Annotated in this window: 10 protein-coding genes; 1 reads left to right on the forward strand and 9 read right to left on the reverse strand. The window is 59.9% G+C overall.

From position 1 onward, the window contains the following. Position 1: 1 nt before the first annotated feature. The 7 genes from QP908_RS05910 to QP908_RS05940 form a co-directional block, all read right to left on the reverse strand. Positions 2-988 carry a helix-turn-helix transcriptional regulator gene (locus QP908_RS05910; protein ID WP_284771878.1) on the reverse strand — a complete coding sequence of 329 codons (987 nt, stop codon included), beginning with the start codon at positions 986-988 and terminating at the stop codon, positions 2-4. Positions 989-1,023: 35 nt separating this feature from the next. Beyond that, positions 1,024-2,403 carry a Pup--protein ligase gene (gene pafA / locus QP908_RS05915; RefSeq protein ID WP_284771928.1) on the reverse strand — a complete coding sequence of 460 codons (1,380 nt, stop codon included), beginning with the start codon at positions 2,401-2,403 and terminating at the stop codon, positions 1,024-1,026. A gap of 38 nt (positions 2,404-2,441) precedes the next feature. After that, positions 2,442-2,633: a ubiquitin-like protein Pup gene (locus tag QP908_RS05920; protein ID WP_284771879.1), complete on the reverse strand. Its 192-nt coding sequence runs from the start codon at positions 2,631-2,633 to the stop codon at positions 2,442-2,444. 31 nt (positions 2,634-2,664) lie between these two features. After that, positions 2,665-4,209, reverse strand: coding sequence for a depupylase/deamidase Dop (gene dop, locus QP908_RS05925; RefSeq protein ID WP_284771880.1), 1,545 nt, complete (start codon positions 4,207-4,209; stop codon positions 2,665-2,667). Continuing rightward, positions 4,194-5,792, reverse strand: coding sequence for a proteasome ATPase (gene arc / locus QP908_RS05930; RefSeq protein WP_284771881.1), 1,599 nt, complete (start codon positions 5,790-5,792; stop codon positions 4,194-4,196). The genes dop and arc overlap by 16 nt, the downstream gene beginning before the upstream one ends. Positions 5,793-5,875: 83 nt before the next feature. After that, positions 5,876-6,712 (reverse strand): tRNA (adenine-N1)-methyltransferase, encoded by an 837-nt coding sequence (locus QP908_RS05935; protein ID WP_284771882.1) that lies wholly within the window; start codon positions 6,710-6,712, stop codon positions 5,876-5,878. A 28-nt stretch (positions 6,713-6,740) separates the two neighbouring features. After that, complete coding sequence (locus QP908_RS05940; RefSeq protein ID WP_284771883.1) at positions 6,741-7,994, reverse strand: M18 family aminopeptidase; 1,254 nt, start codon at positions 7,992-7,994, stop codon at positions 6,741-6,743. 46 nt (positions 7,995-8,040) lie between these two features. Here QP908_RS05940 and QP908_RS05945 point away from each other — a divergent pair, with 46 nt between their 5' ends. Beyond that, a complete protein-coding gene (locus QP908_RS05945) occupies positions 8,041-8,862 on the forward strand; it encodes a RecB family exonuclease (protein WP_284771884.1) in 822 nt (273 codons plus the stop codon). Between the two features lie 6 nt (positions 8,863-8,868). Here the strand turns inward: QP908_RS05945 and QP908_RS05950 are convergent, their stop codons facing one another. Then, positions 8,869-10,536, reverse strand: a complete 1,668-nt coding sequence (locus QP908_RS05950; RefSeq protein ID WP_284771885.1) for a formate--tetrahydrofolate ligase — start codon at positions 10,534-10,536, stop codon at positions 8,869-8,871. Positions 10,537-10,685: 149 nt separating this feature from the next. Then, positions 10,686-11,993, reverse strand: coding sequence for an anaerobic C4-dicarboxylate transporter (locus QP908_RS05955; RefSeq protein WP_284771886.1), 1,308 nt, complete (start codon positions 11,991-11,993; stop codon positions 10,686-10,688). Positions 11,994-12,341 lie beyond the last annotated feature (348 nt).

Genomic DNA, 12,341 nt, shown 5'->3' on the forward strand with positions numbered 1-12,341 from the left:
TTTACTCAGCTCCGTTGTGGTTGGCGGTTGCGCGCAGAAGTTTAATGATGTCAGTGCGCACCTCGGGGGGATCGAGCACTTTTACTTCTGGGGCATAACCCGCTGCGGTGCGCACCAACCAATCCTTTTGGACCCCGGTCAGCACTACGGTGCCTTCGACAGTGCGCTCCCCCGCGCTTTCTAGCTCTTGGGCTTGACCTTCAGGAATACGCAGGGTCGCATCCACCTTTTCGCCCCGTTGTAGGGCCTCTTTGACGAGCTTGTCGATGTCCACCGTCGGCTCAGAATGCTCTGCCGGCTGGTGCGACCTTTTGATATCGGAAAGCCGCAGGGCGCGGAAGACGCGCGGGGCGGCGCGGTCAACATCGAAGCCAACGATATAGATGCGGCTCTGGTGGTTGACTACTCCCCAGGGATCCATGGTGCGGCGCACGGTCTCCGCCGCTGGGTGGGGGCGATAGGCAAAAGTAATCCGGATTTTATTCCGCACGGCGGCCAAGACGAAGGTGATCACCTCGGGGGCAAGGCGGGTGATGTCATTGACCGCGGTATAGACGGGTGCGCCCTTCAGGTTCCGGGAGGCACCCGAGGCGGCTATCTTGGTCCACCCGGACAAAGAGAAATCGCTCAATCCACCAGGGGTTCCCACTCCCCCTGCGATGCCAAGCACCATCGCTTCTTCCGGTGAAAATTCCACCGGCGGGAGCTGGTAGTTGCTTTGGTCGAGGCGGTACGAGGCGCCGTCTTCCCCACCGGTGTGCACGATGGGAACTCCAGCGCGTTGCAAGGTGGCGATATCGCGCGCCAAGGCCTTGGTAAAGGCTTCGTCGGATTTATCGCTATAGCCTGCGACGTGGCTGCGGAGCCAGGCCGCGGAGCGGTCCGGTGAACCACCCGAATTCGCCGCTCCTTGCAGCGCAAAGGATAGGTTGGTGAGCCTTTCTACCGCCGCATCCTGCCGACTCGGCGTGGATCGTGATGCCACCACGTTGTCTACTCTCCCCTTTGCTCAATGTGCACGCCTTAGGCGTGATTATCGTGCATATAGTCTAGCAATGCTTCAATGCGCGGATCGGTGGACGCAAAAGGGTCCAGCAGCTCCTCGGTGCGCGGTTCGGGGCGGTTGACCTTCAGCCGCGTCCAATCCACGGTCACGTGCGCGCCGCAGTCTTCGGCGGCAGTCAGGAACGCGCCGCGCAAGGCCGCACGCGTGGTCGGCGGCGCAGTCGATACCGCACGCTCGATGTCTTCATCTTCAATCCAGCGCTCGATCATCCCGCGGCGCAGCAACACGTCGTACAAACCTCGCCCTGGCCGGATATCGTGATAGGTCATATCAACCTGCGTAAGTTTCGGATGCACCCAGTCACCGCCTAGGCGGGAACGGTAGCGCTCGAGCAGCTCGAGCTTGATGACCCAATCAATCTCGCGGTTCACGCCGGAGAAATCTCCGGACTCGATGGCGCGCAGGATGCGCTCCCACAGGTCAACGACGCGCTCCAATTCCGCAGTGGACGTACCGGCATCTTCGCGGTGGGCGAGCCAATCGCGCGCCCGCGCACAAAGCTGCTGTTGGACCTCTAGGGCGGTAATGGTTCCCCCGCTGACAAGCGGCAGCGGTGTGGAGCCGGTCAGATCGCGCGCGATGGAGCGGATGTGGTGGATTGGATCTGCGATCTCGAGTTCGGGCAGCTCGAAGCCGGCCTCCAGCATCTCTAACATGAGCAGGGTGGAGCCGACCTTTAATGCGATGGTGGGCTCTGCCATATTGGAATCGCCTACGATGATGTGCATGCGGCGAAAGCGCTTGGAATCCCCGTGCGGCTCGTCGCGGGTATTGATGATGGGCCGGGACCGGGTGGTCGCAGACGAGACACCCTCCCAGACCTGGTCGGCGCGCTGGGACAAGAGGAATTGCGCGGGGTGTTCGCCCTTGGCTGGCTGCACCATTCCCGCCCCGCAGATAAGTTGGCGGGTAATCAGGAAGGGCAAGAGCGCTACGCCCAAATCCTTGAGCACCATATGCCGGCTAATGAGGTAATTCTCGTGGCAGCCAAAGGAGTGCCCGGCGGAATCTACGTTGTTCTTAAAAAGGTAGACCGGCCGCTCGTTTCCTTCTGCAGCCAAAGTATCTTCGGCCTGCAGCGCGAGGCGGTTCATCACGCGGTCACCGGCGCATTCGTAGGCAATGAGCTGGCTGAGGCTATCGCACTCGGCGGTAGCTACCTCAGGATGCGAGCCGACGTCGAGGTACAGGCGGCTGGCATTGGTGGCGAAGATATTGGACGAGGAGTATTTTTCGACGATCGGCCGGAAGAGCACGCGCGCAACTTCATCGGGGCTTAAAGCCCGCTGGTCCTTCGGCGTCGCCGTGGACAGGCCATACTCGGTTTCGATGCCCATAATCCGCCGGGCAAAAACGGGACGGGTGGATTCCACGCCTACTGTCCGCCCTTTTGGACGTAGGAGCGGACGAATTCTTCCGCGTTATTTTCTAGCAGGCCATCGATCTCATCTAGGAGGTCATCGGTGCCGGAGGTGTTGATATTGAGCTGAGTTGCGGTAAATTCTTCCTCTGACTCGGGGCCGTTTCCCCCATTATTGCTAGTGACCTGGCGGTTCGAAGTGGACACGGTGTCATCCTTTCGTCGTATTAGATGATCATTACTTACGATACTCGGGCTGGATACCGATGGCAGCAAGGCCTTCGAGCAACTCTTCTACGCTGCTTGCGCCCTCGATGATGTCTTCGCAGTCCGCGCGGGTGAGCCCGCGGGCATCATCCATGGCCACGGTGGCCCAGACGCCGTTTCGGGCGTGTCCGTCCTTATCACCACGGCGCAGGGTGAGGCTTTGCCAGCTGGCGGCAATAATGTCTTCGCCGAATTTCTGCGTTATGCGCCCGCGGAAATATGCCCGGGTATCGGCGGGCGGCTCGGCCGCGGCGCGGTGCAGGTCTTCGGTGCTAAAGAGCTGACGCATCTGGCCCTTGCGCACCAGCGCATGGTGCAGCGACTTTTCCGGATCGATTTCCGCATATTGCAAGTCGATAAGGCGCAGCTTGGGATCATCTGGGGCGATACCACGGTCAAGGTAGCTCTTGATCAACCGGTACTTGGCCACCCAGTCCAGGAGGTGGGAGGCCTTGAGGGGGTCATCGGCAAGCAGCTCTACTGCCTCGTCCCAGGCCGCCAGCACCTTGTGATCGGCGTCTGTCTCCGGCTGCAGGCGGCGGCGGTATTCGTTGAGCAGCTCGAGGGCGGTGAATGTGCGGCCATCGGCAAGCGTGAGCCGGTGGCGCAATTCAAGGTCGCGGCTTACCAGGGGGACCTCCGCGACGGCATCGGCAAGGCGCAGATCGCTAAAGTCCGTGCCGGATTCAATGGCATCGAGCACCAGCGAAGTCATGCCCAATTTCAGCAGCGTCGAGGTCTGCGACATATTCGCATCGCCGATGATGACGTGCAGGCGGCCGAAATCATCGTGGATGGCATGGGGCTCGTCGCGGGTATTAATAATGCCGCGATTGAGGGTGGTTTCCAGGGAGATCTCCTGCTCGATATAATCCGCGCGCTGGGAAATCTGGAACCCCGGTTCCTCCCCAAACTCGCCGCGCCCCATGCGCCCAGCACCAATGACGACCTGCCGGGCCACGAAGAAGGGGATCAGCGCTTGGGCCATGACCGAAAAATCGGTGCTGCGGGCATACTGATAATTTTCATGCGAACCGTAGCTGGCACCCTTGCCATCGACGTTGTTCTTGTATAACCGGAGCGGCGGGCATGGCTGCCGGTCCGCCAAGACGGACTTTCCCTGTGCCGTCAGCTCCGCTACGGCATCCCGGGCCCGCAGCAGCGTGTCATCGCCGGCGGCATCATAGAGCGTCGCGTCCCACGCATTCGTGCATTCCGGAGCCGAGTACTCAGGGTGGGCGTGGTCCACATAAAACCGCGCCCCACTCGGAGTGACAACATTGGCCACCCCCACCGCATTGGGGTCTACCACGGGAACCGTATCGTAGCGCTTGAGATCGAAGCCGCGGGAATCTCGCAAGGGGTGTTCTTCCGCAAAATCCCAGCGCGAACGCGCGCCTGTATACAGCGCAGCATAGGCCACGACCGCATGGGTCGAGGTAATGATTGGGGAATGCTCCGGCGAATCCGGCGTAGAAATACCGTATTCCGTTTCCGTTCCTAACACGCGGGCCACGTACCGCTCCTTCCGCTTAAAAGTTCCACACTGGTCACGCGCGAGCCGCCATGATCCGCGGAGACAATCTTGCTCCATTCCTCAGGGTTGGTTGAGGTAGGCATGTATTCCGATTCTTCCTGCTCAGCTGCGATGGCAGCGCGCAGATGCTGCTTGCCGATGCCCCCTTCAACGCCCCCAGTGCCTTGCTCCGCAGCGTTTGCCGCCGAGGCGACGTGCTCCGCGCCGTGGTGCGATAAAGCCTCCTTGATGGCCAACTTCTTAGCCCGGGCCAAGATATTGGCGATCATCGCTCCAGAGACGAAATCCCGGTAGTGCAGGACTTGGCGCTGCCCATTGCTAAAGTGCAGCTGTGCAAACGGCCTATCGCTATACAGCTCATCCACGGCATCGCCAATGAGCTCGTCAATATCACCCACATGCGGAATGGACGGATCGAAGTGGCGGGCGAAGATCTCGCGCGCGCCGCGCTTGGTGGGGCGATTGATGCGCACCTTCATATCCAGCCGGCCCGGGCGCATGATCGCGGGGTCAATGAGCTCTTCCCGGTTGGTGGCGCCGATGATGACCACATTGCTCAGGCCCTCCACTCCATCGAGTTCCGTGAGCAACTGCGGCACGACGGTGGTTTCCATATCGGATGAGACCCCTGATCCGCGGGTGCGGAAGATAGATTCCATCTCATCAAAGAAGATGACCACGGGGCGATCCGCGCTGGCTTGTGCGAGCTCGCGTGCGCGCTCAAAAATCAACCGAATGCGGCGTTCGGTCTCACCGACGTACTTATTCAGCAGCTCTGGGCCCTTGACGTTAAGGAAGTAGCTGGAGCCGTCTCCGCCCATCTGGGTAGACAAGGAGTTTGCCACCGCCTTGGCAATGAGCGTCTTTCCGCAGCCGGGCGGGCCATAAAGCAACACGCCCTTGGGCGGTTGCAGGCCATATTGGCGGTAGAGCTCGGGGTGGACAAAGGGTAGCTCGACGGAATCGCGGATCTGCGAAATTTGCTCATCCAGACCGCCGATGTCCTCGTAGCGCACATCGGGTACCTCTTCCAGCGAAAGCTGGGAAACCTCTGCTTGATCGACCTTTTCCACGGCCACGGAAGCCTTTGTATCCAGCAGTACTACCTCGCCCGCGCGCACGCTTTCTTGCAGCGCCTGTGCGAGCAGAACAACGCGGTTATCCCCCGCAGAATTAGCCACGACGGCGCGGCGCTGGTCCAAGCGCTCGACCACGGTGGCAAGCTCGCCAGTCCTCGTAGGAGCGCAGCCTTCGACGACCACGAAGCCATCGCCCAGCCGGACCTGTTGGCCCACCTGCAGGCTGCCCGGCTCCACGTTGGGAGAGACCTTGAGCTGCATGACGCGGCCGTTGGTATAGACCTCCGCGGTGGTGCCTACCTCGCTTTGGTGCGGCGAGTAGGCCAAAAAGACCCCATATGTAGAGGCGGGCTCTGCAAGTGCATTGACCTCAGCAAATAACTGCTCAAGCTCGGCGCGCGATTTCTGTAAAAGCTCCACCAGCTTTTGATTGCGCGCAGCAAGCTGGCTGAGTTGCCGCTTATTATCCGTGGCTTCATCCATGCACACCACTTTAACGCGCGAAAAGGTATGAGCGAGGCCACTTTAGCAATTAATTACATCCGTGTACTTAAATAGTGCGCATTCTATTTGCGGGCGCGGCGCTGGGGGCGCGGCGGGGTGACGCCATCGGCAAGCCGCCTGGTCCAAATGAGGAATGCGGTATGCGCGTTCATGCGGTGCTCCGGGCGGGTGGCTAGGCCTTCTACCTTCCATTCGCGCACGAGGGATTCCCACGCCTTCGGCTCAGTAAAGCATTGCAGCTCCCGGATGCCCTCCATGACCTTCATCAGCTGCGGGACCGTTGCCACATAGGTCATAAATACGCCGCCGGGGATCAGCAGATCGCGCACGGTCTCCAGGTTCTCCCAAGGCTCCAGCATGTCCAAGATGATGCGGTCGACGGGGCCGCCGAGGTCCTCAGCGGTGACATCGCCGAGATCGCCTAGGCGCGGCGACCACCACTCGGGGCGGGATCCAAAGTATTCCTCGACATTATCGACTGCGTACTCCAAGTGGTCCTCGCGGATCTCGTAGGAATAGACGTGGCCTTCGGGGCCCACGGCGCGCAGGAGGGACATCGACAAGGCGCCGGAGCCCGCACCAGCCTCCAGCACGCGGGCGCCCATGAAAATATCGCCCTCGACCAAGATTTGCGCGGCGTCCTTGGGGTAAATGACGGCGGCGCCGCGCGGCATCGAGAGGACGTGATCCACCATGAGGTGGCGGAAGAGCAGGAAGGACGAGCCCAAGGTGGACTCGATGACGGAACCTTCATCCATCCCCACGATGTCATCGTGGTTGATTATGCCTTTATGGGAATGGAACTGGCCTCCTTCTTTCAAAATGACCGTGTAGTGGCGCCGCTTGGCGTCCGTCAGCTGCACGCGGTCGCCATAGGAAAAGGGGCCAGAATAAGCCATGCCGCAAAACTCCTCGAGGTTGTGGGTACTAACCCTTCAAGTATGCCTCAAGAGCCCGCGAGAGCCATATTTGGCCCTGCTCGCCCACCATCTCGCGCGCGGAGTGCATCGACAGCATCGGCACGCCCACATCGACGGTGTCGATGCCCAGCCGCGTTGCGGTAATAGGCCCGATGGTCGAGCCGCACGGCACATCGTTATTGCCCACGAAACGCTGCACCGGAACCCCAGCCTTGGCACACGCGGTCTCCCACAGCGCAATCGTCTGGGCATCGGAGGCGTAGCGCTGGTTGCCGTTGATCTTGGTCACTGGGCCTTGCCCAATGATCGGCTGGTGGGTGGGGTCGTGTTTATCCGCGTAATTGGGGTGCACCGAGTGCGCGGCATCGGCAGACACGCAGCTAGAACGCGCGAACATCTGGAAGCGCTCTTCCTCATTGGCCCCCAGCGCGCGGGCGGTGCGGGTCAGCACGTCCTGCAGGATCGGCCCGGCGGCACCATAGCGGGAGCTCGAGCCCACTTCCTCGTGGTCAAAGGCCATCATGACCAAAATATCGGAGCCGTCATAGTCCTGCGCGGCACGTTGCATAGCCTCCAGCGAGGCGTGCACCGAAGACAGGTTATCCATGCGGCCGGCCGCGATAAACTTTTCGCCCGCGCCAAAGACCGCGCCCCGGGCGGCATCGGCGGTAATCAGGTTGAAGGAAGCAATATCCTGCTTAGCGATGCCCGCCTGCTCCCCCACCACCTGCAGGATCGACGCCTCTTCATCGCCCACCGTCAGCACCGGCTGCATGTGCTTTTGGCGGTCCGGCTTGAACTCATCCTTGCGGTACAAGTGGATAGCCAGCGAAGGAAGCCGCAGGACTGGCCCCGTATTCACCAGGTGCTGGCGCCCATCCGTGGTCACAACCTGGCCGGCGACGGTAAGTTCGCGGTCAAACCACGTGTGCAGCAAGGCGCCGCCGTAGATTTCCACCGCTACCTGCTGCCAGCCAGCAGCAGAAAAATCGGGCGTGGGTTTGAGCGCCAGCCCCGGCGAATCAGTATGCGAGCCAACGATGCGGAAACCGGAGTTCTTATCGGCGCCTTCCGGCACGTACCACGCGGCAACCGCGCCGCCGCGGACCATGACGTGCCCGCCAGGAGCGGCCGACCAGCCCTCGCGCTCATCCTGAATCTGGAAGCCAGATTCTTGCAGCAGGCGCGCTACCTCATGCGCGGCGTGGTACGACGACGGCGAAGCCGCCAAGAAATCAAGGAACTTATCGGTATAACTCATACCTTCTAGCTTGCCACGAAACTATCGGCGATAGGCTAGATACACCATGGCTACTTCATCTACTCCCCGCCCTCTTGCCCTGTCGCCCTCGCGCGCCTCCGACTACCAGCAGTGCCCTCTGCTCTACCGTTTCCGGGCCATCGACAAGATTCCCGAACCCAAGACCATCGCCCAAGTTAAGGGAACCCTGGTCCACGCGGTCCTAGAAGAAACGCATAAACTCCCGCGCGAAGAGCGCACTTACCCAGCCGCAGTAAAGATGATTAAGCCAAGCTGGGCAGCGATGACGGAACAGGACGCTGAATTGCTCGAGCTCGTGCCCGAAGACGAGACGTATGATTTCTTCGTCGCCGCCCGCGAACTGCTCAAAGGCTATTTCCAGATGGAAAACCCGCAGGGCTTCGACTGCCAAGAAACCGAGATGTATGTCAACACGGTTCTGCCCAACGGCGTGCCCGTGCGCGGGTTTATTGACCGCGTGGACCGCGCCCCCACCGGCGAGGTGCGCGTCGTGGATTATAAAACGGGCAAGAAACCAGCACCGCGCTTTTCCCACAGCGCCCAATTCCAGATGCGGTTTTATGCCCTAGTGTATTGGCGCCTGTTGGGAACAATCCCCCACCAGCTACGACTGATGTATCTAAAGGTGCTGGATTCGATGTTTTTAGCCCCTACCCAGGAGGAACTCGAATACTTCGAGCGCGATCTAGGCCAGCTGTGGGCCAAGATTGAGGCCGATGGGCGCGCCGGGGATTTTCGCCCGAAACGCTCCAAGCTCTGTAATTGGTGCGCGCATCAGGCGATCTGCCCCGAATTTGGCGGCACGCCGCCGGAGTACCCGGGTTGGCCGGGCTCCGCGGCGGATTAACTCCTTTTAGAACAGTCCGGATACCGTGCCATCGGCGGCGACGTCGATATTATTGGCCGCCGGCTTCTTGGGCAGGCCCGGCATGGTCATCACGTTGCCGGTAAGCACCACGATAAACCCCGAACCGGTGCGCGGCAGTAGCTCGCGCACGTGCAGCGTGTGGCCTTCCGGAGCGCCCAATGCGGTTGCTTCATCCGAGAAGGAATACTGCGTCTTGGAAATGACCACGGGTAATTTATCCCAGCCATTGTCCTTGATGTATTGCAAGTCCTTCACAGCCTTTGAGCCGTATTCCACGCGGTCCGCGCGGTAGATCTCGCGGGCGATGGTCTCGATGGAGGCCTCGATGCCTTCTTCAGGATCATAGAGCTGCTGCGCGCCGCCCTCGAGGTTCTCCAGCAAGGTCTCGGCCAGCTTCGTCGCTCCCGCGCCGCCTTCGGCCCAGACGTTGGCCTCTTCCAAGGCCACGCCGAAGTCCTTGGCCCAATCGCGCATAAACTGGCGCTCCGCCTCCGTATCGGACCAGAAGCGGTTCAGCGCGACAACGGGCTTGATACCAAACTTGCGCAGGTTTTCCACGTGGCGCTCAAGGTTGACGATGCCCTTTTGCAGCGCCTCAACGTTTTCCTCGGTGAGCTTATCCTTGGCAACGCCCCCGTTGTACTTCTGCGAGCGAATCGTCGCCACGACCACTGCGCCGGCCACGTCCAGGTCACCAAACCGGGACTTGATATCCATAAACTTCTCACCGCCGAGATCCGCGCCGAAGCCGGCTTCAGACAGCACGATATCGCCGAACTGCAGGGCAGTTTGCGTTGCCAGCAAAGAGTTGCAGCCGTGCGCGATATTGGCGAACGGGCCACCGTGCACGAGTGCGGGAACCCCGCCAAGGGTTTGCACCAGGTTCGGGTTCAAGGCATCGCGCATCAGCGCGGTGAGCGCGCCTTCCGCATCGAGCTCGCGCGCGGTCACTGACCGCTGGTCATAGGTAAACCCGACGGTAATATCGCCTAGGCGCTGCTTGAGGTCATCGAGGCTCGTCGCCAAGCACAAAATCGCCATGATCTCTGAGGCCGCAGTAATGGTAAAGCCTGTTTCTGCCGGTACGCCGTGTGCCGATCCGCCGAGGCCAGTTACCACGTTGCGCAGCGCGCGATCGTTCACGTCGACGCAGCGCTGCCACGTCACGCGGCGTGGGTCGATGCCCAGCTGGTTGCCCTGGTGAATGTGATTGTCGATGATGGCCGCAAGTGTATTCGTTGCCGCGGCAATGGCGTGGAAGTCACCGGTAAAGTGCAGGTTGATATCCTCCATCGGCACAATCTGGGCGTAACCGCCGCCCGCGGCACCACCCTTGATGCCCATTACCGGGCCTTGGGATGGCTCGCGGAGGGCAACGATGGCCTTCTTCCCGATCTGATCCAACGCATCGGTCAAGCCGATGAGGACCGTGGATTTACCCTCGCCGGCAGGTGTCGGAGATACTCCTGTTACCAGCACGAGCTTGCCGCGCTTGTCTTTGGCGTAATCCACCTTGGTGATATCCACCTTGGCTTTCGTGGAACCAAAAGGAATTACTGCATCTTCGGGAATTCCTGCTTTGGCTGCGATCTCCGCAATCGGCTGCAGGTTATGGGCTTGTGCGATTTCAACATCGGATGGCTGCGTAGTCATGGCACCTACCCTACCGATTTCTGACATTAGCCAAGTCGCATGGGGGTATAAACTGTGAAGCAGAACATTTCTTTTGGTGGAGCCTTCACATAAACGTGGCGCCCTCTCCGAGGAGAAGACGCCACTGGGAGCGCGAGTTGGAGGACTCGCTAAATGATTACCGCACCGAGCGCATAGCCCAGGAGTACGGAACCGAAAATGCTGACCACACCGGGGATGAGGAATGGGTGGTTGAATACGGCCTTGCCGATCTTGGTAGTGCCTGTATCATCCATCTCGACTGCTGCCAGCAACGTTGGGTACGTCGGCAGGATGAACAGAGCAGATACTGCCGGAAATGCGGCCACGGCGGTAACCGGGCTAACTCCCAGCGCCAATGCGGCGGGCATGAGTGCTTTGGTAGTAGCAGCCTGCGAGTACAGCAGGGCTGCGGCGAAGAAGAGCACCACTGCCAGCAACCATGGCGAGGCCTCGATGACGTCTCCAGCCAGAGCTTGAATATCGTCCAAGTAGTGGTTGATGAGGGTGGTTCCCAACCACGCAACACCCAGCACACAGATGCAGGCAGACATTCCCGATTTAAATACCGGGGTATTGAGGACGTCAGCGGCCGGAATCTTGGTTTTCAAGACGATGATCGTCGCGGCCGAGAGCATGACGGTCATAATCGCCTCATTGCGCGGCAAGGTGGGATCCGTAATCAGGCCAACCTGTTCGGAAGAAATGGTAGCCCATGCCATGACAACGACGATGGCGATGAGAAAGATGACTACGGAAGACTTAGCGCCTTCCTTTGGCTCATATTTACTAGCGCCAATCGGCTCCTTCACCAGGCCTTGCGCCTTGCGCTCCTGATACACAGGGTCATCTTCTAGTTCTTTGCCGAACTTATTGGCCACCCATGCGGCGGGGAAGATGGAAAGGAAGGTAGCTGGAATCAGGACACCGAGTACCTGGAGGTAGCCCACGCCCATGGGCTCAAGCAGACCAGCCAGGATGACAACTGCAGCAGAAATCGGCGAGGCACAAATACCCATCTGTGCGGCGACGACCGCGATAGATAATGGGCGCGACGGGCGAACTTTGCCCTCCTTGGCCACCTCAACGATGACCGGCAGCGTGGAAAAGGAGGTGTGCCCGGTACCGGCCAAGACCGTCATCAACCAGGTCACGATGGGTGCGTAAAACGTAATCTTTTTGGGGTTTTTGCGCAGGAACTTCTCGGCCACGTGAACCAAATAGTCCATGCCGCCGGCCTTTTGCATGGCGGCAATAGCCGCAATCACCGTCATAATGATGGCAATGACGTCGAACGGAATGTCGTCCCTAGTTACTGGAACTCCCGCAACGCCCAAAAGGAGAACGCCCAGGCCGCCGGCCATGCCGATGCCTATGGACCCAATTCTCGCACCCAGGATAATGGCTGCGAGAACGATGACAATATGAATAATAACCATGGATACGCTCCACACGTTCTCAACTACACGTGGTGGCCCCACCTACGCCTGCCGGTCGTGGACCACCCTTACATTTCTATTTTGCCCTGAATATGTTGCTTTATTTACATATTCTGCCCGTTTGTGTTGCTTCCCACATGTGTTCTACCTCGCGTTATAAACCGTTCGGTATGGGTTCATGCCTTTGCGCTTTGGGGAAATAAAACATCAACGGGCGCATAGACGAAAGAGACCGCACACACCGCGGGGCGCTTCCCCACCCCAAAGGGAGGAAAGAAAGCACGGTGTCTGCGGACTGATCGGTGCCGCCATGAGGATGGGCATCTCCCACCTCATGCGGCACTATGG

The sequence above is a fragment of the Corynebacterium sp. MSK204 genome (assembly GCF_030229885.1).
GTDB lineage: Bacteria > Actinomycetota > Actinomycetes > Mycobacteriales > Mycobacteriaceae > Corynebacterium.